A 24359-nucleotide genomic window follows, 5' to 3' on the forward strand; every position below is an offset into this window, starting at 1 on the left:
ATTTTTTTTAATATACTGTAATATTAAGTAGTATAATGTATTATAGGTATTTTATGACTGTTATTACTACTAGAATTCCGGAAGAACTTGATATGGTTCTTTCAACTATTGCTAAAGAAACAGATAGACCAAAAGGATATATTATTCGTAAAGCAATAGAAAATTATATACAAGAAAAAGCCGATTTATTACTTGCTTTATCTCGAATCGAAAAAGGTGAAGAAACAATCTCTTTAAGTGAAATAAAGGAAAAATATGGCTTGGAAGATTGAATTTACAACAAGTAGTGAAAAAGAATTTAGTAAACTAACTAAAGATATAAAACAATCTATCTACCAATTTTTAATTAAAAATGTTTCTGTATCTCCTAGAAATCATGGCAAACAACTTAAAGGTAGTAATGCTATTAAATTATGGCGTTATAGAGTAAGAGATTATAGATTAATTTGCCAAATTAAAGATCAAGAAATTACCGTATTAGTAATTAGAATCGGTAAAAGAGATTCTGTGTACAAAGATAGAGATTAAAAATTACTCTAGTAAAAATCTAAAATGTTTGGGCTTGGTAAAATACTGCCTGTAGTCGGTGGAGCTTTCGGGTTTATGCTTGGGGGTTTTGGCGGCGGCATTAAAGGGGCGGTACTCGGGAAGGCTGCTGCTAATTTATTCGGTAAAAAGAAAAAAGCTCAAAACAATTTTGGCTTTGGTGATGCAAGAGAGGGTGCAAGGTTAAATGACCTAAAAGTCCAAATATCAAGTTACGGCGAGGTAATCCCGAAAGTCTACGGACAATTAAGGTTAGCCGGTAATATCATCTGGGCAACGGATATTAAGGAGTTAGAAACTAAAGATTTTGAAGAATACGGGGAAGGAATTAGAAAAGTAATTAATTATAGCTATTCGGTAAGTTTGGCGATTGCTATCTGTGAGGGGGAAGTAGAGGAAATAGTAAGGATTTGGGCAGACGGCACGCTGATAACCGAAGCAATGTTAACAAGTAGCAACGGCAAATTTAACGTGCATTTAGGGACGGAAGAACAGCTGCCCGACGATATTATCGGCAAGCATAAAGCCCCCAACACTTATCCCGCCTATCGAGGTTTGTGTTATGTGGTATTTGAAGACTTACCGCTTGAGCAATTTGGTAATCACATCCCTAATTTTAGTTTTGAGGTGAGAAGAAAGATACAGATAAAACCTTCGGTGGAAGATAAAATTAAGGAAATTGTACTTATTCCAGGGGCTGGGGAGTTTGTTTATAGCTCGCAAATTCATTATAAGCAATACCGCAAAAAAGTTGGCAGGAAGACTGTGGATTTTTGGGGCAAAAACTACCTCAATATGCATAACTATAATGGTAAAGCTAATATGCTGCTTAGCATTGAGCAGATGGCTAAAACGCTGCCTAATTTAGAGTGGGTGGCGGTTGTTGTTTGCTGGTTTGCGACGTCTAGCAATGCCGGTAATTGTAGGGTAGTCCCTAAAGTAGAGTTTAATAATAAAGATACTGCTGTAATGCCGCACGATTGGCAAGTTGCCGGAATCACCAGAAATAGTGCCGAGACAGTATTACATTTTGACGAGTATACACCGACTTATGGCGGCACTCCTTCCGATCACACTATTTTAGAAATTTGTAACCATCTAAAAGAGCGTGGTTATGAAATAATGCTTTATCCGATGCTTTTTGTCGATGAAATTCATCCGTACCCTAAGCCTTGGCGTGGTCGTATTAAGGCAAATAGCACAAATGATATAGTACAATGGTTCAATAAAAATCAAGGCTATAATAATTTTATTTTGCATTATGCCAATTTAACAAATGGTTTAATTGATGCGTTTATAATTGGTTCAGAATTTATAGGCTTAACCGGTTTTACAGATAAGCTAGGCTCATATCCGGCAGTGGATCAACTCGTTAATTTAGCATCTCTCGTTAAAAATAAATTAGGTGCAAGCACCCTTATAACTTACGCCGCTGATTGGTCGGAATATCATCATACCGAAAATGGCTGGTTTAATCTTGATACGCTTTGGGCAAGTCCTAATATTGATTTTATCGGCATTGATGCCTATTTTCCTCTAACCAGAGATCTGATGTGGCTATAGTATTCCGGACAGTTAGTATGAGACAATATTAACAGAAAGGAAATACAGTATGACAAAAACAAAAATGTATTCTAGTGAATTTAAAGAATCAGCAGTTAAATTGGCAACTGAATCGAAGCGACCTGTTATTCAGACTGCAAAAGAATTAGGTATCAGTAAGAATACTTTATATAGTTGGATAGATAAATATTCTAAACAATTTGAAGAATCAATAACAAGAACAGATGAACATCTGTATGATGAATTAAAAAGATTAAAGAAAGAGCTGGTGATAGTAACACAGGAGCGTGATATACTAAAAAAGGCTGCAGCGTACTTTGCAAAAGAGTCCCTGTAAGGTATGCATGGATAAAGAAGCATCAAGATGATTTCTCAATTGCAATTATGTGCAAATGTATGAAGGTATCACGTAGCGGTTATTATGAGTGGTTAAATAACCCTGGATGCAATAGGGATAAAGAAAATAGAGAATTAACCTGTAAGGTTAGAGCTATTTTTCAGGAAGGTAGACGAAATTATGGATCTAGACCCATTAAAAAGGCTTTGTTGAGGCAAGGCATAATTGTTAGTCGTAGGAGAATTACAAGACTAATGAATGAAGCTGGCTTAGTATGTAAAACTAAGTATAAATTTAAAGCAACTACTGATTCTAAGCATAATAAGCAAGTTGCTCCTAATTTATTGGATAGACAGTTTAAAGTTTCTAATGTTAATTGTTATTGGGTTGGTGATATCACCTATATCCCAACTGGAGAAGGATGGTTATATTTAGCAACAGTTATTGATCTATTTTCTAGAAAAGTAATAGGCTGGTCAATGAATAGTAATATGAAAGCTGATTTAGTTAATAATGCTTTGCTAATGGCAATATGGCAACGTAAACCACCTAAAAAGCTTATTTGGCATACTGATAGAGGTAGCCAATATTGTTCTGATAATCATTTAAAACTTATAAAACAACATGGTATTATACAGAGTATGAGTCGTAAAGGAAATTGCTGGGATAATGCTGTTGCTGAAAGCTTTTTTCATACTATAAAAACAGAATTAATTTATCAACATAAATTTAAAACTAGGGAGGAAGCAAAACATGCTATATTTGAATATATAGAGGTATTTTATAATCGTATAAGAATGCATTCTGCTAACGATTATCTATCACCAGTACAATACGAAAAAATACAAAAATGTGCGTAAAAAACTGTCCGGAAAACTGTTGACAGATCAATCTACCGCAAAAACAAATTACCGAAGAAATAATCAAACAAGGATGGGGAAGCGGCGAAGGTTGGGAATATTACTGGGATCCCACAAGAAGCCAAAAACATTATTTTAACGATCCTAAATACGCTTGGAAGAATATCGAATATTGGTGGAGTAACCGGCATCACAACCCCGATGGAACTCAAACAAATTGGCAGCCTAAATTAAAGCCGATATGGTTTACGGAATTTGGCTTTCCTTCAGTCGATTGCTGCAGTAATCAGCCTAACGTATTTTATGATCCCGCTTCCGTAGAATCTCATTTTCCCAGAAACTCAAGCGGTCGAACTAGCTTTTATGCTCAACGTCAGGCTCTAAATGCCACGCTTGATTATTGGCAAAATAAGAATGAGCAAGAAGGCTTAAGGGAACTAATAGCTAAGCGTTTTGTCTGGTGTTACGATGTTCGACCTTTTCCGTTTTTTCCGGATTTAAAGCATATTTGGCAAGACGGGGATTTATGGGCAACCGGTCACTGGCTTAACGGCAAGCTCGGCAATTCAAATTTAGCAGTGATCGTTGCCGATATTCTGCAAGCAACAGGACTAAAGCCCGGTGATTATGACGTATCAAGGCTAACTGATGAGGTTAGCGGTTATATTATATCACAGCACATTACAGCAAGGGAAGCAATTGAGCAGTTACAAAGTGCTTATTTTTTTGATTGCGTGGAAAGTGACGGAATTTTAAAATTTATTCATCGCACGGATGGCTTGTTAACCACGGAAATTGCTGAAAGCGAATTAGTGCCGGGCAATAATAATGATATAAAAGAAACCCTAGAAATTACTGTAGCACAAGAGTTAGAACTGCCGCAAAAGGTTAGTGTTAGTCATATTGACCGAGGACAAAATTACGATACTTTAACAGTTGAATCTCAACGGCAAATAGTTAGTACTCGTGATCAAATCAATTTTTCCCTGCCGATAGTTTTAGACAACAGCATTGCCAAACAAATTGCCGATATTACCTTGTATAACGCTTGGCAGGAACGTATAAATTAACGTTACCGCCGAAATATGCTTATTTAGAGCCGACTGATATCATAAATATTATTTGCCAAAATGCTAGCCATTCTTTAAGAATTATCAAAACCGATGTGCAACGCACAGGGCAGATGAAAATACTTGCCGTAAGTTTTAATATATCGATGTATGACTTTAGCGGCAAAACGAATTATTTACCGACAAAATACCAGCTGCCAAAGCCGATAGCAAATAGCATATTATGGGTAATAGATGCACCGCCGCTAAATGATAACAACCCCAATCAAGCAGTTTTAACACTAGCGGTAAATAGTGACGATACTAATTGGTCGGGTGCTATTATATATTACAGCCATGAAACAGAAAATTATAAACCTATTGCGGCAGTAAACACTCAAAGCACTACAGGTTTTGTCTTAAATAAAATCCCCACAGCGTCCAGTTTACTATTAGATGAATCTAGCGAGATAATAATACAGTTACTGTATGGTACTTTGCAAAGCGTCAATGAGCTAGCCATGCTTAATGGTGCAAATAAAGCTCTTATCGGCGATGAGCTTATACAATTCCAAAATGCCGAATTAATCGGCGATAAGAAATATAAATTAACTAGATTGCTACGAGGCAGAAGCGGCACGGAATGGGCAATTAATAGCCATAAAACCGGTGATAAGTTTATTCTTTTAAATAATGAAATTATTAATGTTCCAATCCCAAACAATCTAATCGGCAAACCTGTAAATTACAAAGCGGTAACAATCGGCAAAACTCTAGCCGAAACTGACAGCTTCACTTTTACTTATACAGGCAGGGCTTTAAAGCCCTTTGCTCCGGTTTACGCACAAGCTATAAAAGATGCAGAAGGTAATATAAATATAAGCTGGCTTCGTCGGAGTAGAATTGATAACGATTGGCGGGACTATGTTGACGTACCGATTGGCGAAGAGCTTGAAAAGTACGAAATCGATATAAAAAAGAAAAATAAAACTGTTAGAATTTTAGAAAGCAATACCTCAAAAATCATTTATACCAAAGAACAAATATTAAGCGATTTTACCGAAATCCCCGATAACCTAACCGCAACCATTTATCAGCTTTCTTCTCAAGTAGGTAGAGGCTACAGCACTACTATAATCCTTAACTAAAATAATTATATGACATATACAAATCGGTTAAAACTGCCGCTTATTCATAACGGGCAGGCACAGAAGGAAATTACCCATAACGAAGCATTAAATATGCTTGATATACTAGTAAATTCGGTAATTCAAGAGGTTAATATAACTTCGCCGCCTGAATCCCCAAGACCGGGGCAGTTATATATAGTTGGGCTTGAGCCAACGGGGGAATTTAAAAACCAAAGCAATAAAATAGCTCAAAGGCTCGATAATAGCTGGCGGTTTGTTATTCCTCATAAATGGTTAGAAGTTACCCATAATAAAGATGGAACAAAATACCGATTTACCGGTAAAAACTGGGAGCAAATCGACGTTTCAGCCTTATCTGTTACGCCTGTTCAGGTTCAAAATGATTATCTCATTAAAAAAGATAGCGGCGAGTATTTGCAAGTAATGCATTTGGAGGAGGATGTAAAATTATCGGAAGAATTTACCGACACAACAATAAAAATCCCGCATCACACTTACGTCATTGCCGTTAATATCAGGGTTCTAGAGGAAATACAGGGCTGTAGCTCTTTTAGTGTCGGTGTTGCAGAAGATACTAAACGCTACGGCAATGCACTAACCATAACGAAAGATACTACCAACATCGGCTTAACTAACCATCCATTAACTTATTGGCACGATACGCCGATCAGACTAACCGCCGATAATAACAATTTCATTAGCGGTTTAGTCAAAATAACCGTCCAACTACTAAAACCCCATGGCTCTTGGCACTGGGAATAATATACTCGTATCTCTCATCAACATTAACAAAAAGGAAAATTTTATGAAAACATTACAAGGATTTAGAACAATTATATTTAATGGAACAGCATTATTAACAGCTTGGCTTGCTGATTTAAATATTGAATTACCGGAAGAACAAAAAACGGCAATAAGCGTAACTTTTATAGCAATTATTAATATTATCTTAAGGCTGATAACGAAAACACCGATCGGCAAAAAAGAAGCGCCAGAGCCATTGAAAAATAAGGCAATCAAAAATAATTGAGGTTACGTTAAATGTCCGCTCAAAAACTAGCAAAACAGTTAATCAAGCAATTTGAATCCTTAAGGCTTGTTTCTTATTACTGCCCTGCAGGAGTTAAAACTATCGGCTATGGTCATGTGATAAAACCCCATGAATTGCCATATTTAGACATTGAAATAACCAAAGAACAAGCCGAGCGATTACTTGACGAAGATGTTAAGCAAGTACAAATAGCTTTGCGTAAATACTGCCACGTTTATTTATCAGTTAATCAACAAGCGGCTTTAATCTCTTTTATCTTCAATTGTGGTAGCAAAGCCTTTAGAAACTCTACGCTATTAAAAAAGCTTAACCAAGGTAAATACGCTGAAGCTGCCGATGAATTCCTTAGATGGGTCTATGTAAAGGATAAAAAACTTAAAGGCTTAGTTAAACGCCGTAAGCTAGAGCGAACTGTGTTTTTGAGTGAAAAGGATTTAGTTTGATATTATAAAAGTTAAGGAAGGGTTTTTAGGAAGATAAATATTTTTTAAAAAATAATGAAGCGGAGCTTAAAACGCTTCAAGTTTATGAAAATGATGTAAAATTTTCTACACAGATATCTTGTATATCTAGACCTATTAAAGTAAGCAAATTTTCTAAGCCATTGCTATCTTGACAAACATTTTCAAGTAATTCTCTATTTTCCTTGGTATCAGTAAATTGATTTCCTAAATTAATTAATTTTTTAACAATAGGTGAACCAAATTTCTTTACTGCTTGCTCTATTAATTCCGGGTGATTAAGTACTGGATTATCATACTCAATCTCTGTTACTGCCATTATAATTTTAGAATTTAAATAAGCTTTAACACTACTTCCTGCTATATCCACACAGTTTTTACCGGCTTTATCTTTTATATTTATATCGATAGCGTTTTTTTGTGGACATTCTTCAATTAAATATTTAACAATGGGTAAGCTATTACTTACTGCAGCAAAATGCAATATGGTAGAGCCATCTTTATTTGTCAAATTAATGTTAACTTCCGGGGTCATTAATTTTTTTAAAGTAATTAAATCTTGCTTTTGAATACAAAGGTGTAATGGAGAATTTCCCTTTTCATCGGTTAAGTTAACATTAGGACATTTAGGAATGATTTTTTGTAATAAGGATTGATTATTATAAGTTATTACAGTGTGAAGTAATGTGTCTTGTTTAGCATTTTGAAAATTAGGATCAAAATTTTTACTACTTAATAAATTAATAGTAGCTTCATCTCGTTGTTCAACAGATTTTTGCAATATAAAACTTACCTGTTTAGGATTCATACTATTAATTAACTGTGTTTTACTATTTTGAGCCGAGCTATATTCTTGTTGCTTCCGCTGTTGCTGTCTTGTTGCTTCCGCTATTTTTTGCTGTATCTCTCTAGTTTTAGAATTAGTCTCATTAAGACTACTATTAGCACTTGATATTCGAGATTTTAAATTTTGCGATATACCGCTATTATGAGCAATATTAGAATTTATTTGCGTTAGACTATTTTGTTCTTGAGTTAATATTCTTTCAAGCGTAGAAAAATTATCACTAATGATATTATTATGAGAAGCTAGCCGTAGATCTGGATCTCCTCCACAGGTTAACAACGCGGCAATACTTCGTCCCGTATTACCCGGTAGGTTACGCATATTCATTAACCCTGCTAAATCATCTCGTGTCTTCAATTGCTCTTCCATAATATTAAATTTTTGTTTCATTTCTTGTATTTTTAACATTTTGTCCTCTCATATTTAATTGTTAGCTCTTTCTATAAAATCAGCAATTTCACCGGCTTGTTCAACATTTAAACTATTTTCATTTAAGTTACTTTGATTAATTTTAGGTGGTACATATTCGTTATACTGACTAAGTAATGAGGTAAGTTTATTTAATATGCTTCTCTCAGCGGTAATATCTTTAGTTATTTTACTATTAGTATTTTGTATAGTTGTTAAATTGCTCGAATAACTATTTAACGTGCTTTTAGCACTAGAATTACTATTTGTGACGCTATTTAGCTGACTTTTTAATTGGTTTGCCTCATTTATAATATTTTGACTATTATTACGTGCTTGTTCTTGTTGTAAAACACAAGCATTATATTGAGCCTCTAATTGTTGCAACCTTTGTTTTGACATATAACCTCTTTATTAAACTTTTTAGATTTTAAGCTTGTATAATATTTAAAGTTATGGCAAAGTCAACTGTAGATTAAACAACAATGTGCTTCATTTTATTTTATGCCAGACTTTGAACTTTATGTAAGCGGTGACGAAGCCGTACTAACGCTAGACTCTACCCACTTAGCTTCAAATACCAAGCTGCATGTACATAATAATCCAGTAAATCCCACCGATAAAATTTATATAACATTTGCTAATTCTGCTGCTGTTAATTGGCAAGGAGTGATTGATTTAATAGAAGGTAGAGCAGCAGATTTACTGATATTTCTTAAATCTACTACTCATATTTATAATGGAAGTTTTAAAGGGTTTAACTCGGTTCTATTAACTGATCATAAAATTAGTACAGAAAATAAGAAAGAAATATTACCGAATGAAGAAGCCCATAATAATGTAAAACTAATAATAGATAACTTCCGAGCTAAAGAAGGTTATATATTTTGTAATAATTTAAGTTTATTAAAAGGCGGTAAAGTAACTGATAAATTGGGGATTAAATTATATGGCAATAATCCGCAAATTACTTTTGAGGGTAATACTATCAATGATTATTTAGTTTTAAATAATTTAGATATTAAGACGGCAGTAACTCAATTAACATTAGATAAAGTAGTACTTAACGGTAATTTTAATCATGCACAAATAAATAGTCTATTAGTAAAAGATAGCGTAGCAGCTGATAGCTGGCGGTTAGAGAATATCAAGTCAGTAACTGGTCTGTCCCTGCAAACACTTGGCATAAATAATCAAATTTTTACTGATTCAATAGAGATAACAAATTTATTATCGCCTCGTGGCAAATTTTATATCTCTGCTAAATCATATATTAATTTTAAAATTGAATCGCAAGGAAATTTATCAGGTATAGATTTAGTACTTGATATGTCTAGCAGCTTAAATCCAAACAAAAAAATAATATTTCCTGCTCATAAATTTCGTTTTGATACCGTAACTATTATTAAAGCTGATGAAGTAACAATTCCTATGGGGGGTAGTTGTAAGCAATTATTACTTGAAGATTGTGCTAAGGTCATCGTATATAATTTAGAAGCTGGAGATGTTAAGTATAATTCAAAATCTCAACCCGGTAAATTTCAGGCGAGCGGGAAAATACTTAATAATTTATTAATGATTGGTGAGGTAGAAGCTATACTGCATAAAATGGATGTAACAAATTTAGAAGGTATCGGTTTATGTAACGTCAACTTTTCAAGTGGTGTAACCTGTAAAATGCTACAGCTAAATTTAAATCTGGATACAGCAAATTTAAATGATCAGATTCAGGCAGGTAAGTCGGTTATAAGAATTGAGAATAACGGTCAAGAGCTTACAAAAATTGATACGATTTTAGCGAAATTATCAACCTTTTATATTAAAGGTAACGTTGAACTTGGTAATGTATAGCATAATCCATTAAGGTATTGACAAGTAGCATAAAATAAGTAAATCTATGTGCGAAAAAGGAAAGAGATGGTCCGAGCATATCCATACGAACTAAGAACAAAAGCATTAGAGTTAATAGATAAAGTTAAGTCAGTAAGTAAAGTTAAGGAGTTATTAAATATATCTAGGCAAACATTATACAAATGGCAAGCTATTCAAAAGAAAGAAGGAGATATTCAGCCGAGAGTAGGCTATCAAAAAGGTCATAATAAAAAGCTAACAAATATGCCGGAGTTTAAGGAATTTATAGATAATAATGCCGATAAAAGCCTAAAAGAATTAGCAAAAATATCAAATAAATGGTCAGCAACGACAATTTGGCGAGGTATAAAAGCACTAGGATATAGTTATAAAAAAAACTTTTACGCACCCCAAAAGGGACGATGGAGCAAGGAATGATTTTATAGCTAGAATCAAAACTATTTCAAAAGAAGATTTAGTGTTTATGGATGAATCCGGAATAGAAGATAATGCATGCTTGGAGTACGGTTATAGCCTAAAAGGTAAAAGATATTACGATAAGAAAATTTACCAACATAAAACAAGAGTAAGTATGATAGCAGGGCTTTGCAATGGTAAAATAATAGCTCCAATAGTTTTTGAAGGGACTTGTGATACACTAATTTTTAAGAGTTATGTTGAAGATTTTTTGATCAAAGAATTAAAACAAGGTCAAGTGGTTGTTATGGATAATATTAATTTCCATAAGAATTCCAAGGTCAAAGAGCTAATAGAATCTGTAGGTTGTAGTATTTTATTTTTACCTACTTACTCTCCTGATTTAAATCCAATTGAGCATTATTGGTTTAAATTAAAAAATCAAATTAGAAAAACTGCAAAAGACTTCGAACATTTTTTTGATGCTGTTTGTTATAATCTGTCCATATCTTAATGGATTATGCTGTACTGATTCAAACAATCGATAAACTTACCACTTTGTTATGGGTTGATTTGATAGTTGGGAGTAGATTAAAGCTAAATAGTTTATTCGTTGGTTTTGATCATCAAATAGTAGTATCACCTGATGGAACTATAAGTGTTATTAAGGCAGATAGAATGTTAAAGGGTGGTGCAATATATGCTTCCATTTCAGCAGTGTCTAGTAATTATACTTTACTTAATGCCGGTGAAGGCTTAAGGTTTGACGGTTCTTTAAGAGTATTAAAAGGTGATATAGGATTTAAGACTACTTATGGTGATTTATTTGTTAAAGGAACGTTATCAGCACAAAATCAGCTTATATTAATTGCACAGCATGGGGCAGTACATATAAAAGAAGCAGTATTGGATGCAAAATCTATAATAATTTATAGTAATACTTCTAATTACGTAACTGAAACTCTAATGAAAGCTGAGTCGTTGGTTATTTACAGTCTAAATAACTATGTTCAAATAGATAAATCAAAATTAATATCATGTAAAATAGCAATTGTAGCAAGCGGTGATGCAAGTATTAATGCTTCACATATTAATAGTAAAGCATTAACTATGAAGGGCAGCAATGTCGGAATTAATAACAGCGAAATAATAACTCACAGTATTTTTGTTCAGTCAATTCATGATTTTCTATTAATTCAATCAGGTATTCAGTTAGTTCAATACTCGCATATATTATTTGCTAGCAACCCTTCTAGTGATAACTCAGTAATACAAGGCGGTTTCCGCATAGCGAATGATGTAACTCTAATAGGAGTATTTAGTACAGATAAAAATAATCCTTTACCAAAATTACAATGGAAATATATAGATTTTGCCGGAGAGGTTAACACAGCAGAAGGAACTGCATATATTGATGCTAAACGTGGCTATATTATAGGCGGGGCTATTTCTGCAAAAGATTCCGTCATTATTAAAACTATTCATTCATTAGAGATATTACCATTACCTTTATATAATGAAGTTATGGCAGTTGGTGGAATTAATACTAATGCAATCAAAGAAGTGATTAGCAGAATTAACGCCGGAACTATCGATATCGATGCCGGCAAGGCAGCTACTCTTATAGGTTGTTTACTCAAAGCAGCAAACGGTAGTATTAAAGCCGACGTGCTGCACTTACTTAATAGTCCCGCTGAAATAGCTACGCAACAAGGTAGAATAAGAGAATTAGTAGGATGGGTAGGAAATAGCCCCATATATGCTGATAGAGTGAGTGTTGGAAAATATTTTGAGTTTAGTAAGTCAACATCTATAGAGCAAAGAATAGGCAATTTAAATTTTGACAGTAGCTATGCAAGTACAGATTTATCCTTTACCAAAACACATGGCGATATTGTTATAGATAAATCATTTATTAGAAACGGAAAATTATATCTTAATGCGGCGAGCGGTAAAATATTAATAGTAAGTCAAGACCTGCAAAACATCTATAACGGAAGTGGTGGCGGTGAAGCTGGTAGAAATGCTGCCTATCAAAGCCGTACTGTAATTGGCGGTGAGAATGTTTATTTAGTAGCTGATCAAGTTATATCACAAGCCGGTAAATTTGAAGTTAAAGGAGAGTTAAAAATAATCACTAAAAACGGCGTTCATTTCCTGCCGATTAGCGTACATGAGCGATTAATGTACCATCTAGGGAGTAAAACAACTATTGAAGAATATATAGTTCGTCAAGTTGTTAGCGAAATTAATGCCGGTTATTTAGAAGTTAAAGCCGGCGGTGCTTTTGAAGCAGTTAGTACATTAATTAATGTTACCGGTATTAAATTAGACGTAAAAGAGCTAAAATTACGTGCCGAATATGACATTTTTAAAAGAAATGTACATTTTCAAGGACGTGAGAAATGGCATGGCGGCAGTAACAGCTGGAAAGATTATACTAAAGATTCTTTAGTACTTCCAACAATTATTACAACTGATAGTTTTTTTGCTAAAGTTACAGCTGATACTACCATTGAAGCAGCACAAATTCTAACTAAGGAAGAGCAAATATTACAAGTCGGCGGTAACATTCAAGTACTTCCTAAATATGATATTCATGTTCATGACCATGTCTCTAATAAATCATATTTATTTAAATTTAATGGCGGTAAGATGACGGTTGTCGGCACTAAAACAGCTAAAGAGTATTTTTACGGGGAAAGTGTTGTGCCGACATTATATTATAGCGGCGGAAGTTTTTATGCGATAAGCGACGGTAAGATTCATTTACTGGGAGCTAAAATAATCAGTGATGATATTTATTTAGTCGGTCAAAAGGGAGTAAAAATAGAAGCAGCCCCATATCATCAAAATAAATTTGTAAGCTTTACGGAAAGCGGTTCACGTATCGGTTATAATGCCGGTGGCGGACAAGTAAGTATAAGTAGCGAATTATTTAAAAATATTAATAAGCAGGAATATAATGCTCAGCTATACGAAGCTTCAGAAATTATAGCCAAGAACAAATTAGTAATTGCTTCTAAAGATGGAAAGATAGAAGTTATATCCTCTAGCCTTAAATTTACTAAAGCTGAGATTACTGCAAAAGAGTTACATTTTGGCACGCATAAAGAGCAGCATAATACGCAGCGTACTACTACTACAATGCAAGCCGGCATACATATCGGCATGCAAGAAGATTTAAGCGGCACAGCAAAACTTGCTAATCATTTAATACATAAAAACGGTACGCATTGGCTTGATGTCCTAGATCGGGCATTAAATCTATACCAGCTAGGCTCGCAAACTATGCAAATAGCAGGCGATATAAAGAAGCTTGTAGGTAGTAAATCACCTACAGACTTAAATCAAAATTTACAGAATCTTGATTCAGTAAGGTTTGGAGTATGGGTATCCGGTAAAGTAACTAGTACAACCACTGAAAGCCAGCAGCATATTGCCGTTGATAATATGATCATGGGTGGTGATATCGATATTCAGGTTGACGGTGAAGCAGTAATTGAAGGGATAACTTGCCATGTCGATAATTTTAAGCTCAAGGCAGCGAGTTTAAGAGCTACGGCAAGCCATGATACAACCGCTCATGAAACCACTAGTGGTGAGATAGAGCTGATAATACCTATATCTGGAAATGTCAGAGGAGGTTTAGGCGTTAACACTGCAGAGGCAAGCTCTACAGTTACTTCTTATCATGATAACAATATGATCATGGTTAAAGGACAGTTAGAAATTGACCTTCAAGGAGACGGCAGAGTTAGCGGTGTCCGCATGCAAGCAAGTAGCGTAAAAGTAAGAGCGAATAATTTAGTAGTTGAGAGCTTGCAAGACATAGTACAAGAACGGATGTCCAGTATGCAGATGAGCATTGGTTTTAACAATAGTGGAACGTATAAGGAGCTAGGCGGTAAGGCGGAAGTCGGTAAAAAAGATGCCGCTTGGACTAATGCAATAGGCAGCATAATCGGCACACAGGTAACGCATGTAGTAGTGCAACAGACTCTAGAGATAGCGGGCGGTTTAATTGCCAATGCTGAAGTTAACGCCGACGGGACTTTAACCGATAAAGGCAAGCTTTATGTTGAAGCAGGTAGCATCATAGCACGAAAACTGCACGACTACGATAATGGCAAGAGCTTTGGATTAGGGGCAACACTGACTAAAAAAGCCGACAGCAGGGGCAAGCTTGCATGGGGTGTCGGTATTCCTGTTGTCTGCAGCTTCAATGAGCAATCACGAGACATTTTGCCCGTTATCGGCAGTGGTGAGATTAAGCTTACAGGTGTAGGTGGTAGCGTTCCTCCTGAATTAAGCCGTAATGTCAACAGCCAAATAGGTAGCACCACCGGCGATAAAGCTTCCTTGCATGCCACTGTTCCGGTTAGCGATATGGTAGAGTCCATTAACTCACAGCTGCAACCGAAGCGTCTAGGTGCAGTAGCTGCGGGGGATAGTGATGAAGTTGAGGAATTAACCCCTCAACAACAGGAAGAATTAAAACGTCAAGAGGAAGAAAGACTACAAAAAATTCTTAATGAACCTGGATTAGAAGATGCATATTTCTTTGAATTTTTTATTGGTGGAGGTTTTAAAGCTAGGAAATTTTTATTTAAGTTATTTAAAGATATATGATCTGTCAACAGTTTTCCGGACAGTTTTTTACGCACATTTTTGTATTTTTTCGTATTGTACTGGTGATAGATAATCGTTAGCAGAATGCATTCTTATACGATTATAAAATACCTCTATATATTCAAATATAGCATGTTTTGCTTCCTCCCTAGTTTTAAATTTATGTTGATAAATTAATTCTGTTTTTATAGTATGAAAAAAGCTTTCAGCAACAGCATTATCCCAGCAATTTCCTTTACGACTCATACTCTGTATAATACCATGTTGTTTTATAAGTTTTAAATGATTATCAGAACAATATTGGCTACCTCTATCAGTATGCCAAATAAGCTTTTTAGGTGGTTTACGTTGCCATATTGCCATTAGCAAAGCATTATTAACTAAATCAGCTTTCATATTACTATTCATTGACCAGCCTATTACTTTTCTAGAAAATAGATCAATAACTGTTGCTAAATATAACCATCCTTCTCCAGTTGGGATATAGGTGATATCACCAACCCAATAACAATTAACATTAGAAACTTTAAACTGTCTATCCAATAAATTAGGAGCAACTTGCTTATTATGCTTAGAATCAGTAGTTGCTTTAAATTTATACTTAGTTTTACATACTAAGCCAGCTTCATTCATTAGTCTTGTAATTCTCCTACGACTAACAATTATGCCTTGCCTCAACAAAGCCTTTTTAATGGGTCTAGATCCATAATTTCGTCTACCTTCCTGAAAAATAGCTCTAACCTTACAGGTTAATTCTCTATTTTCTTTATCCCTATTGCATCCAGGGTTATTTAACCACTCATAATAACCGCTACGTGATACCTTCATACATTTGCACATAATTGCAATTGAGAAATCATCTTGATGCTTCTTTATCCATGCATACCTTACAGGGACTCTTTTGCAAAGTACGCTGCAGCCTTTTTTAGTATATCACGCTCCTGTGTTACTATCACCAGCTCTTTCTTTAATCTTTTTAATTCATCATACAGATGTTCATCTGTTCTTGTTATTGATTCTTCAAATTGTTTAGAATATTTATCTATCCAACTATATAAAGTATTCTTACTGATACCTAATTCTTTTGCAGTCTGAATAACAGGTCGCTTCGATTCAGTTGCCAATTTAACTGCTGATTCTTTAAATTCACTAGAATACATTTTTGTTTTTGTCATACTGTATTTCCTTTCTGTTAATATTGTCTCATACTAACTGTCCGGAATACTATAGCCACATCAATAATAATTGATTTAGTTTCCCCGCAATTCAAAGATAGAACTATTAAGTTATCAAGAGAAATAGACAATAGTGCTATTGACACTAGCTCTGACCTCGCTGAAATACAAGATCATATTGCAGATATTACTGGTATTAAAAGAGATGATCCTAAACTAATGAAATATGGTGAGGAATATCTACAAGGATATAAAGATTGGGAACAACTCCCTGAAGCAGTTAAAAGAGTTCCTAAAGAGTTTACACCAAGATTTGTGAAGAAAAATGTTGGATTGAGATATACGGACGGTAAAAACCATATAAGGATTGATAAAGGTAGACCTGAACTTATAGACTATCCTCCTCAACAAGTAGATCATATTACTATAACTGATAACGGCAATATGCTTGACGAATATGCTAATTATTTAGAATATGACCAATTCAACGATTGTACTAAAGTAGTTGATAGAAACACAGGTAGAATATTAGAAATTCTTAACGGTAAGCCTTCTATACAACCTCATTCTCATATCCCTTTAATAAAATGGTTAAAATGGAATTCATGGAACAGAATGTAAATTTAAAAATTGATTCACCTAATATTAGATTAGAAATAAAAAAAGCTTTTGAAGATTTAGCTAATTTAAAAATACTTAAAATAGATTTGAATTCTTATCCTCATATTTATTGGTCTAAACTTAGTAATTATGTGCTTAATATAATCATTGATGGAGTAATTGATTGTAGCAACCCAACAGAAATATTTAATGCTATAGGAGTGGCGATATATGATAAAGAGGAAGCTGAGCAAATTTATGAATTTTGTAGATGGTTTAATGAATTGTTAGATTCAATTGATCCTTATTACACATTTAGTAAACCCGATTCCGCTTATCTTAATCACCCAGAATGGCCGAAAGTTTATGAGGGTGCTAAAAAGCTTTATGAATTAATGGATGAAAATGATAAAAAATATAATTTTAGTGAAGAATATGAAGCTTATAGAAAAGCAGAGGATGCTAAATATTATAAGTAACTCATGTTGTCGGGCAACAGACGCTAGAAATAGCGGGCGGGCTTATTGCCAATGCTAAAGTTAACGCAGAGGGGATTTTTTAAACTGATAAAGGCAAAGTTTACGTTGAAATGGAATTTCAATAAGAAATCATGGGCTTTATCTTATCACCATAATAACTTTTTATTAATTTTAACCCCTTAAAATAAATATAAGTTGAAATAATAATAAATTTTATTACTATAGGTTATTTACATTAATAGCCGTTAAAAATATGCTTAATCAAATAAATATTTTATATCCGATATTATTTGCCGCTCTTATTGCCACAATTGTAATTCTTATTATTCAATTGTTGCATTACAAGAAAAAAATAGTAGAGAATGACTTGAGAATAATCCAATTTTATTTAGACAAAAAATTTCTTGATAATAAACTTACTAAAAACTTCGAGTTTCAAACTTCACAAAAATATCCTGATTCTTTTTTTGAAGACGTTAAATTTTATTTTAAATTAGATGACGCGAGAATAATATCGGTTCAAGAACTGGATAAGGATAAAGAGCTAAGTTTTTTATTTAAAGAGAAATTAGATTCTGCTATTGCCGCCTTTTCATCTGAACCGTAAGGAAATATAGCGGCTTTATACAAAGTTTTAGACCGAAAGTTAAATACCGAGTCTGATCATGTACACAGGTTATACGTATTTTTGCCTCGCGATAAAATAAATCAAAAGAACCAAAAAACTCTTATTTATGTAAAGATTCCACACATTTTTAACAAAGACGAACTTGAAACTTTAGATATTTACATGCATCTTGTTAAAAGATTTTCTGATCGAGCTAATATTTAAATTTTACCTATTGTGAGGTAAATATAAAGCTCAATCATGATGAATACGCACTAGCTAGCCGATGGACTGCTTAGATGGGTACACGCAAAAGGTGTAAGGTTACAAGATTTGGTAAAACGCCGACAACTTGAGCGGTCATTGTTCTTAAACTAATTTTTAGTTAAATTTCTATTGCATTCTTAAAACTCCTTACTATGATTTTGTCTATAGCTCATTTTTAACAAAATATTAAATTAATAGGGAGCAAACTATGCAAGAATTAATAGAATTTTTAGAGGAAAGAGAATTAAAGAAAGAAGCCGATAGTTTAAGAAACGGTGCTACAACGCTTGATCTTTCTAGTAAAAAAATAGGAGACGCAGAAGCAAAGGACATAGCTAATGTGATTCGAGCTAATAAATCTTTAACTCAGCTTGCTCTTTCTAGTAACAACATAGGCGATTTGGGAGCAAAGGAATTAGCTGAAGTACTTAAAGCTAATTCTACTCTTACTTTGCTTGCTCTTTCCAGTAACAACATAGGCGATTTGGGAGCAAAGGAATTAGCTGAAGTACTTAAAGCTAATTCTACTCTTACTTTGCTTGATCTTTCCAGTAACAACATAGGCAATTTGGGAGCAAAGGAATTAGCGGAAGCACTTAAAGATAATAAATCTTTAACTCAGCTTGCTCTTTCTCGTAACAACATAGGCGAGATAGGAGCAAGGGAACTCGCTGAAGCACTTAAAGCTAATAACTCTTTAACGACGCTTGATCTTCAGAGTAACAAAATAGGTGATCTAGGAGCAAGGGAACTCGCTGAAGCACTTAAGGCTAATAAATCTTTAACTCTGCTTGCTCTTTCTAGTAACAACATAGGCGAGATAGGAGCAAAGGAATTAGCTGAAGTACTAAAAACTAATTCTACTCTCACTCTGCTTGACCTTGGATGTAACTATATACACAATTTGGGAGTAAAGGAATTAGCGGAAGCACTAAAAACTAATTCTACTCTTACTTCGCTTTTTCTTTGGGGGGGGATCGTGGGGGATTCGGAAGCAAGAGAATTAGCAGCGATGCTAAAAACTAATTCTACTCTTACTTTGCTTTGTCTTGATGATAACAACATAGGCGATGTTGGAGCAAAGGAATTAGCTGAAGTACTAAAAACTAATCCTACTCTTACTATGCTTAGTCTTTACGAGAACAACATAGGCGATGTTGGAGCAAAGGAATTAGCTGCAGCCCTAAAGTCCAATAATTCTTTGATGTACCTTAGCCTTTCAGGGAACAAAATAGGTGAACGCGGAGCAAAGGACATCGCTGACGCTCTTAAAAAAAATAACTTTTTGATAAAGCTTAATCTTACTGAGATTAACATTTCAGAAGAAAGTACTATAATCAAATCTATAGACGAGAAAATTGAATATAATAATGAACTAGTAAAAAAATTAGCTTTATTGCTAAAAAGTAGTTTTTCAGATGGAAACAATCCAGTTAATTTTATTAAAATTGCAAGTGCTACAAAATTTTATGAAAAAGTAAATAAGAATTTATTGAAAGAACACCTACAAGAACAAAAAATTGATAACGTAGAATCTATATTTATAAAAATGAATGATTTTATTAAAACATATCCTTTTGTTATTGCCGGAGTGTGTAAAGAAGTAGAAGTTACTGTTTCTTCAGATTGTAAAATTATAGTACCAAATGATATAACATGTTATATCGCTTCCTATTTAGATAACGAAAAATGGGGATTAGAAGCAGAAGTTAAGCCTTTAGGAGAAAATGATCATGCAGGGAATTAATAAAAAGGGACAATTTGTCCCCTCTATTTAAATTTTTATGCTGCTTGTGGTATAAGAAAAAGATTGCTTATTTATATTCTGTGATTTAATTTACTTAACAAGTATGACCAAAGGTAAATTATGAACCGATTAATAGAATTTTTAAGACAAAAAGGCTTTACCGAAGAAGCAGCAAATTTAAAAAACGGCAGTGATATTCTTAAGCTTACCGAGAAAAACATAACGGATACAGATGTTAAAGAAATCTCGGAATTATTAGCAGAGGATACTAACATTATACAGCTTGATTTATTCGGTAATAAAATAAGTAGCGATGGAGCTATTGCAATTGCTAAGCTGCTTAAGATTAATAAAACTATTACCTCGCTTGATCTTGGAAATAACAATATAGGAAAAACAGGAGCAAGTGAATTTGAGAGAGTTTTAAAAGCAAATACCACTCTTATTTTTCTTAATTTGGCATGGAATCCGGTAGAAGCGGCAGAATATAAAAATATCAAAAAATATTTAGTCCGAAATGCTAATTTAACAAACGAGCAAGAAATAGTGAAGATAGCAAAAAGCTTTAACGAAATAGACGAAGATAAGTTATTAAAGAAATTAGATATATTATAAAAGGGCAATTACCCCTTAAATTTATGTCATCTGTGAATAATCTTATTGGATTGTAAATAAAAACAACCGGCTAGAGCTGCAAACAACCGCAATAACTACTACAAGGACAATACCTCTTACATCACAAGCTAACATTACTATTAGCTCACCTCTACCGACTACAGTTATACTGAATACACAAATAATTAATGAAGCACTACAAGATTTTAGTTGGTCAGTGGACGTTATTCTTTGGAGTTACCACTTTTTGGTTTGGTACTAGATCAATAAATAAGGCAAAGCAGTAAGTATGAGCGCTATAACAATTGCAGCTGATTTAATCAAACAATTTGAGGGGTTACGCTTGACTTCCTATTACTGCCCCGCAGGTTACAAGACCATCGGTTATGGGCATGTGATAGAGCCGCACGAACCTATAGGAAACCGCATTAATAAAGGGCAAGCCGAAAATTTACTTGAGGAAGATATAAGGAAAGCTCAAACAGTACTACATAAATATTGCAGTGTGCTATTAACCGAAAACCAGCAAGCCGCCTTAATCTCGTTTATCTTCAACTGCGGCAGTGGGGCATTTCAAGCCTCAACCTTGCGGCAAAAACTTAATCGCGGCGAATACGAAGGCGCTGCCGATGAGTTAACTAAATGGGTGAATTGCAACGGAGTAAAGCTAAAAGGGCTGGTAAAACGCCGTAACATGGAGCGGGCAGTGTTTCTGGGGGAAATTAATATGTCCATACCAAAGGACATAGCACCAGCGATAATGGAGGATAATAACAGTTGCCTTGAGCCTGTTTACAGCAATCAATTATTAAATGTTATTGCTAGCTCAATTAAAGGATTTTTCAGGAAATTTAAACTGGTTTAGATAATGTTCGAGACAAATATAACAGAGAAAACATAAACACAAACCGACAAAATATTTAACCTCTACCTTGGTACTCCTTGCCTTTCCAAAGCCTCAACCATAACCATAAATTTTTTCTTTAATTTTTAACTAAAAATCTCTTGGCTTTTTAAACTTTCCCATTATTATTTTTTCAAAACCTAGCTAATTTTTATATACGACTTGAATTATTCAACAGACAATTATCATAGGAGGAAATTATGCAGGAGTTAATAGAATGGCTGGAAGAGCAAGGATTTAAAAGAGAAGCTGAAAAATTAAGAAATGGTGGCACTTTTCTTAACCTTTTTAATCAAAAAATAGAGAATGAAGGGGCAAAGGCTTTAGCCGAAGGACTTAAAATTAATAATTCCATCACTCAGCTTTCTCTTAGCAGTAACCACCAAATAGAGGATGAAGGGGCAAAGGCTTTAGCTGAACTACTTAAAAAGAATAATTCCATCACTCAGCTTAATCTTTGCTTTAACCGAATAGGGGATGAAGGAGCAAAGGCTTTAGCTGAAGCACTTAAAATTAATAATTCCATAAGTCAGCTTTCTCTTACCAGTAACAAAATAGGGTATGAAGGGGCAAAGGCTTTAGCTGAAGGGCTTAAAAATAATAATTCCATCACTCAACTTGATCTTGGCAGGAACGAAATAGGGGATGAATGGTTTAAAACAATCAATGAATATTCACAAAAATCAGATCACAATATTATAGTAAATAAAGTAGAGGGAATAGTTTATGACAAACCGCTTTTGAATCATCCGGAATTGTTAAAGACAGCTTTGAGCAAATTTAGCTTGAAAAAAATAGGTGAGATAAGCGATAAGCTAAGCGCTGATTTAGTCCAAGAAGCAATTAATAATAATGATGATGAGCTTATTTTAGCCGGATTAATAAGCTTAGGAAGTGCTGAAGCACCAACAGAGTAATTAAATATTTAGGGCTGGTACTAAGGCATAACAAGGCTTAGCAAAAGCCCTAAGCAGGTCTATTCTAAACTGATTAAAGGTTCGCATTACGTACCACGCTCCCCGCCACGTGGGACAGTTGGCTACTTCTTGGAGGTGACCGTTCACGGATATAAATAAAAAATAAATAATGAGTTGAAAAAGGTTATAGAATTGTATAGAAATAGATAGGACAAGAATAAGTAGCAGCATCAATGAATAATGTTCTATCTGATCGAATTATAGAGTTAGAAAAGCTAGTAGAATTACTAGAAGTAACCAATCAACGGCTTTTACAAGAAAATAAAGAATTAAAGATTAAGCTAATAGAGTTGGAAGATAGGCTAAATAAGAATTCTAGCAATTCTGGTCTTCCTAGCTCTAAAGATATATACCGGATAGAGAAGAAGACAAGACCAAAGAGTGATAAAAATCCCGGGGGACAAGCAGGTCATAAATATAACGCTTATCAAATAAAAACGTCAGATATCAATGTTGATATTATGCCCGATGAAGAGATTTGTAAGTGCGGTGGTTCATTGTTATTAGAAGAAAAATATAGAACACATCAAAAAATAGAAATTCCTGTTATCAAACCGGTTGTTACGGAATATAGGTTGTATAGGAAAGTATGCTCTTTATGTAATAGAAGATATAAAGCAAAACTAGATAATTACCGATTATTAGGGAAAAACGCTGAAAGTATAATTAGCTCTTTAAGTGGATTCTTTAATAATAGTAAGAGAGAAGTACAATCAATATTAAACCAAATATTTAACCTTGATATTAGTCTTGGCTTGATCTCAAATACGGAGAACAGAATATCAGTTAAGTTAGAAGATAAATATAATGAATTATTGAATAACATTGAAGAAAGCAGTTATCTTCATTTAGACGAGACAAGTTCTAGTAATAAAGGTAGTAAACATTGGTGCTGGGTAGCTACAAACAAAGCTTTTACGGTATTTAAGCTAGCTAATTCAAGAGGACAAAAGATATTAGAAAGTTTTTTACCTGAATATGAAGGGAAAATAATAAGTGATAGATATGCAGCTTATAATATATTTGACAGCAGCAAACGTCAAATATGTTTAGCTCATTTGCGTAGAGATTTTAAAAGATTCGCTCATAGTCACAATGCCTCTCTTGCTAAAATTGGTTCAGACCTTCTTTGCGTAACTGATACGATATTTAGGCTTTATAATTTACATAAAGAAAATAAGTTAGATAAACCTCGATATTTAGCAGTAATGCAGAAAATTAAAAAGATTATGCTGTATTACTTGCAAGATATCGCTAATACTGAATACTTACAAGCCCAAAGAGTAGCAAATAATATATTAAAATCATTCGATATGATATGGCTCTTTTTAGATGATTCACAAATAGAGCTAACTAATAACTTGGCAGAACGACAGATAAAGCATTTTGTTAAATATCGAAAAAATTCTTTTTTTACATGGTCACTAAGAGCCTATCTGTAAAGAAAAATTAAGGTATAGAGTGTAGAAAATAAAGGAAAGAAATGTTATAAAGCTAGCAAAAAGGCTAGAAAAATATGAGTTATCCGAATGATTTAAAAGAGGAAGAGTGGGAAATAGTAAAAGAGTATTTTGGTAGTAAGAAAAAAGGACGAAGAATAAAAGTAGATAGAAGAGCAATAGTAAACGCAATATTCTATCAGAGTCGACCCGGCTGTCAGTGGCGATATTTACCAAGAGAATATCCAAATTATAAAACAGTTAATGAGTATTATAATAAATGGAATCGTAGTGGATTATGGCAAAAAATAAATGAAGATGTGAGGTGGTACCCTTTGTCTAGACAAATTTTTTAAATTTTAGAGGTGTAATTCTC

At 34.0% G+C, this 24359-nt stretch carries 24 protein-coding genes and 2 pseudogenes; 22 read left to right on the forward strand and 4 right to left on the reverse strand.

Annotated elements, in window-relative coordinates; genetic code table 11:
• Positions 1-53 precede the first annotated feature (53 nt).
• The 10 genes and pseudogenes from relB to AAHM91_RS00200 all read left to right on the forward strand — a co-directional run bounded on the left by relB (position 54) and on the right by AAHM91_RS00200 (position 7000).
• Complete coding sequence (relB, locus tag AAHM91_RS00160) at positions 54-272, forward strand: type II toxin-antitoxin system RelB family antitoxin (protein WP_253308591.1); 219 nt, start codon at positions 54-56, stop codon at positions 270-272.
• Complete coding sequence (locus tag AAHM91_RS00165; RefSeq protein ID WP_253308592.1) at positions 256-528, forward strand: type II toxin-antitoxin system RelE family toxin; 273 nt, start codon at positions 256-258, stop codon at positions 526-528. Before relB ends, AAHM91_RS00165 begins: the two co-directional genes overlap by 17 nt.
• Before the next feature lie 24 nt (positions 529-552).
• Complete coding sequence (locus AAHM91_RS00170; RefSeq protein WP_342269469.1) at positions 553-2109, forward strand: baseplate megatron protein TIM-barrel domain-containing protein; 1557 nt, start codon at positions 553-555, stop codon at positions 2107-2109.
• 49 nt (positions 2110-2158) lie between these two features.
• Positions 2159-3306, forward strand: a protein-coding gene (locus AAHM91_RS00175) for an IS3 family transposase (protein WP_410526146.1) whose coding sequence is annotated in 2 segments (ribosomal slippage) — positions 2159-2405 and positions 2405-3306 — 1149 coding nt in all. Because the reading frame shifts where the segments join, the coding sequence is not laid out codon by codon here.
• Positions 3307-3368: 62 nt separating this feature from the next.
• Positions 3369-3788: pseudogene (locus AAHM91_RS10895) on the forward strand (baseplate megatron protein TIM-barrel domain-containing protein); the annotation flags it as partial.
• Between the two features lie 96 nt (positions 3789-3884).
• A complete protein-coding gene (locus AAHM91_RS00180; protein WP_342269471.1) occupies positions 3885-4376 on the forward strand; it encodes a phage tail protein in 492 nt (163 codons plus the stop codon).
• The gene (locus AAHM91_RS00185; protein ID WP_342269472.1) at positions 4355-5503 is read left to right on the forward strand and encodes a GTA baseplate fiber-binding domain-containing protein; all 1149 of its coding nucleotides are present in this window, start codon (positions 4355-4357) and stop codon (positions 5501-5503) included. The genes AAHM91_RS00180 and AAHM91_RS00185 overlap by 22 nt, the downstream gene beginning before the upstream one ends.
• Before the next feature lie 9 nt (positions 5504-5512).
• Positions 5513-6268 carry a DUF2793 domain-containing protein gene (locus AAHM91_RS00190; protein ID WP_342269473.1) on the forward strand — a complete coding sequence of 252 codons (756 nt, stop codon included), beginning with the start codon at positions 5513-5515 and terminating at the stop codon, positions 6266-6268.
• Positions 6269-6311: 43 nt separating this feature from the next.
• Positions 6312-6536 (forward strand): hypothetical protein, encoded by a 225-nt coding sequence (locus AAHM91_RS00195; protein ID WP_341792965.1) that lies wholly within the window; start codon positions 6312-6314, stop codon positions 6534-6536.
• Positions 6537-6547: 11 nt separating this feature from the next.
• Positions 6548-7000 (forward strand): lysozyme, encoded by a 453-nt coding sequence (locus tag AAHM91_RS00200; RefSeq protein WP_342269474.1) that lies wholly within the window; start codon positions 6548-6550, stop codon positions 6998-7000.
• Positions 7001-7082: 82 nt separating this feature from the next.
• On the opposite strand, the gene AAHM91_RS00205 is transcribed toward AAHM91_RS00200, so the two are convergent.
• Positions 7083-8273, reverse strand: a complete 1191-nt coding sequence (locus AAHM91_RS00205) for an ankyrin repeat domain-containing protein (protein WP_342269475.1) — start codon at positions 8271-8273, stop codon at positions 7083-7085.
• 15 nt (positions 8274-8288) lie between these two features.
• Complete coding sequence (locus AAHM91_RS00210; protein WP_342269476.1) at positions 8289-8675, reverse strand: hypothetical protein; 387 nt, start codon at positions 8673-8675, stop codon at positions 8289-8291.
• Between the two features lie 102 nt (positions 8676-8777).
• On the opposite strand from AAHM91_RS00210, the gene AAHM91_RS00215 reads away from it, so the two are divergent.
• The 3 genes from AAHM91_RS00215 (at position 8778) to AAHM91_RS00225 (ending at position 15173) form a co-directional block, all read left to right on the forward strand.
• The gene (locus tag AAHM91_RS00215) at positions 8778-10124 is read left to right on the forward strand and encodes a hypothetical protein (protein WP_342269477.1); all 1347 of its coding nucleotides are present in this window, start codon (positions 8778-8780) and stop codon (positions 10122-10124) included.
• A 66-nt stretch (positions 10125-10190) separates the two neighbouring features.
• Positions 10191-11055, forward strand: a protein-coding gene (locus AAHM91_RS00220) for an IS630 family transposase (protein WP_342269478.1) whose coding sequence is annotated in 2 segments (ribosomal slippage) — positions 10191-10514 and positions 10516-11055 — 864 coding nt in all. Because the reading frame shifts where the segments join, the coding sequence is not laid out codon by codon here.
• The gene (locus AAHM91_RS00225) at positions 11055-15173 is read left to right on the forward strand and encodes a hemagglutinin repeat-containing protein (RefSeq protein WP_342269479.1); all 4119 of its coding nucleotides are present in this window, start codon (positions 11055-11057) and stop codon (positions 15171-15173) included. Before AAHM91_RS00220 ends, AAHM91_RS00225 begins: the two co-directional genes overlap by 1 nt.
• A gap of 27 nt (positions 15174-15200) precedes the next feature.
• Here the strand turns inward: AAHM91_RS00225 and AAHM91_RS00230 are convergent.
• Positions 15201-16348, reverse strand: a protein-coding gene (locus tag AAHM91_RS00230; RefSeq protein ID WP_410526146.1) for an IS3 family transposase whose coding sequence is annotated in 2 segments (ribosomal slippage) — positions 15201-16102 and positions 16102-16348 — 1149 coding nt in all. Because the reading frame shifts where the segments join, the coding sequence is not laid out codon by codon here.
• A 17-nt stretch (positions 16349-16365) separates the two neighbouring features.
• A complete protein-coding gene (locus AAHM91_RS00235; protein WP_342269480.1) occupies positions 16366-16494 on the reverse strand; it encodes a hypothetical protein in 129 nt (42 codons plus the stop codon).
• 73 nt (positions 16495-16567) lie between these two features.
• Here AAHM91_RS00235 and AAHM91_RS00240 point away from each other — a divergent pair, with 73 nt between their 5' ends.
• The 9 genes and pseudogenes from AAHM91_RS00240 (at position 16568) to AAHM91_RS00280 (ending at position 24339) form a co-directional block, all read left to right on the forward strand.
• Complete coding sequence (locus tag AAHM91_RS00240) at positions 16568-16969, forward strand: hypothetical protein (RefSeq protein ID WP_342269481.1); 402 nt, start codon at positions 16568-16570, stop codon at positions 16967-16969.
• A complete protein-coding gene (locus tag AAHM91_RS00245) occupies positions 16954-17427 on the forward strand; it encodes an SCO4402 family protein (protein WP_342269482.1) in 474 nt (157 codons plus the stop codon). Before AAHM91_RS00240 ends, AAHM91_RS00245 begins: the two co-directional genes overlap by 16 nt.
• A gap of 253 nt (positions 17428-17680) precedes the next feature.
• Positions 17681-18034, forward strand: a complete 354-nt coding sequence (locus AAHM91_RS00250; RefSeq protein WP_342269483.1) for a hypothetical protein — start codon at positions 17681-17683, stop codon at positions 18032-18034.
• A 475-nt stretch (positions 18035-18509) separates the two neighbouring features.
• The gene (locus tag AAHM91_RS00255) at positions 18510-20048 is read left to right on the forward strand and encodes a leucine-rich repeat domain-containing protein (protein WP_342269484.1); all 1539 of its coding nucleotides are present in this window, start codon (positions 18510-18512) and stop codon (positions 20046-20048) included.
• A gap of 120 nt (positions 20049-20168) precedes the next feature.
• The gene (locus tag AAHM91_RS00260; protein ID WP_342269485.1) at positions 20169-20663 is read left to right on the forward strand and encodes a leucine-rich repeat domain-containing protein; all 495 of its coding nucleotides are present in this window, start codon (positions 20169-20171) and stop codon (positions 20661-20663) included.
• A gap of 289 nt (positions 20664-20952) precedes the next feature.
• Positions 20953-21369, forward strand: a pseudogene (locus AAHM91_RS00265) (lysozyme); the annotation flags it as partial.
• 398 nt (positions 21370-21767) lie between these two features.
• Entirely contained in the window at positions 21768-22484 is a 717-nt protein-coding gene (locus tag AAHM91_RS00270) for a leucine-rich repeat domain-containing protein (RefSeq protein ID WP_342269486.1), read from the forward strand.
• A gap of 233 nt (positions 22485-22717) precedes the next feature.
• The gene (gene tnpC / locus AAHM91_RS00275; protein WP_342269487.1) at positions 22718-23986 is read left to right on the forward strand and encodes an IS66 family transposase; all 1269 of its coding nucleotides are present in this window, start codon (positions 22718-22720) and stop codon (positions 23984-23986) included.
• A gap of 74 nt (positions 23987-24060) precedes the next feature.
• Positions 24061-24339 (forward strand): transposase, encoded by a 279-nt coding sequence (locus AAHM91_RS00280; protein WP_342269488.1) that lies wholly within the window; start codon positions 24061-24063, stop codon positions 24337-24339.
• Positions 24340-24359: the final 20 nt, after the last annotated feature.

Origin of the sequence: Rickettsia endosymbiont of Orchestes rusci (assembly GCF_964030945.1) — a bacterium.
Lineage (GTDB): Bacteria > Pseudomonadota > Alphaproteobacteria > Rickettsiales > Rickettsiaceae > Rickettsia.

What these genes read in the sequence shown, in the direction of transcription:
- AAHM91_RS00205 (WP_342269475.1), bottom strand. Translation starts at nt 8,273, where the DNA reads ATGTTAAAAATACAAGAAATGAAACAAAAATTTAATATTATGGAAGAG.
- relB (WP_253308591.1), top strand. Translation starts at nt 54, where the DNA reads ATGACTGTTATTACTACTAGAATTCCGGAAGAACTTGATATGGTTCTT.
- AAHM91_RS00225 (WP_342269479.1), top strand. Translation starts at nt 11,055, where the DNA reads ATGGATTATGCTGTACTGATTCAAACAATCGATAAACTTACCACTTTG.
- AAHM91_RS00270 (WP_342269486.1), top strand. Translation starts at nt 21,768, where the DNA reads ATGCAGGAGTTAATAGAATGGCTGGAAGAGCAAGGATTTAAAAGAGAA.
- AAHM91_RS00250 (WP_342269483.1), top strand. Translation starts at nt 17,681, where the DNA reads ATGCTTAATCAAATAAATATTTTATATCCGATATTATTTGCCGCTCTT.
- AAHM91_RS00255 (WP_342269484.1), top strand. Translation starts at nt 18,510, where the DNA reads ATGCAAGAATTAATAGAATTTTTAGAGGAAAGAGAATTAAAGAAAGAA.
- AAHM91_RS00200 (WP_342269474.1), top strand. Translation starts at nt 6,548, where the DNA reads ATGTCCGCTCAAAAACTAGCAAAACAGTTAATCAAGCAATTTGAATCC.
- AAHM91_RS00190 (WP_342269473.1), top strand. Translation starts at nt 5,513, where the DNA reads ATGACATATACAAATCGGTTAAAACTGCCGCTTATTCATAACGGGCAG.
- AAHM91_RS00210 (WP_342269476.1), bottom strand. Translation starts at nt 8,675, where the DNA reads ATGTCAAAACAAAGGTTGCAACAATTAGAGGCTCAATATAATGCTTGT.
- AAHM91_RS00245 (WP_342269482.1), top strand. Translation starts at nt 16,954, where the DNA reads ATGGAACAGAATGTAAATTTAAAAATTGATTCACCTAATATTAGATTA.
- AAHM91_RS00165 (WP_253308592.1), top strand. Translation starts at nt 256, where the DNA reads ATGGCTTGGAAGATTGAATTTACAACAAGTAGTGAAAAAGAATTTAGT.
- AAHM91_RS00195 (WP_341792965.1), top strand. Translation starts at nt 6,312, where the DNA reads ATGAAAACATTACAAGGATTTAGAACAATTATATTTAATGGAACAGCA.
- AAHM91_RS00215 (WP_342269477.1), top strand. Translation starts at nt 8,778, where the DNA reads ATGCCAGACTTTGAACTTTATGTAAGCGGTGACGAAGCCGTACTAACG.
- AAHM91_RS00280 (WP_342269488.1), top strand. Translation starts at nt 24,061, where the DNA reads ATGAGTTATCCGAATGATTTAAAAGAGGAAGAGTGGGAAATAGTAAAA.
- AAHM91_RS00170 (WP_342269469.1), top strand. Translation starts at nt 553, where the DNA reads ATGTTTGGGCTTGGTAAAATACTGCCTGTAGTCGGTGGAGCTTTCGGG.
- tnpC (WP_342269487.1), top strand. Translation starts at nt 22,718, where the DNA reads ATGAATAATGTTCTATCTGATCGAATTATAGAGTTAGAAAAGCTAGTA.
- AAHM91_RS00260 (WP_342269485.1), top strand. Translation starts at nt 20,169, where the DNA reads ATGAACCGATTAATAGAATTTTTAAGACAAAAAGGCTTTACCGAAGAA.
- AAHM91_RS00240 (WP_342269481.1), top strand. Translation starts at nt 16,568, where the DNA reads ATGAAATATGGTGAGGAATATCTACAAGGATATAAAGATTGGGAACAA.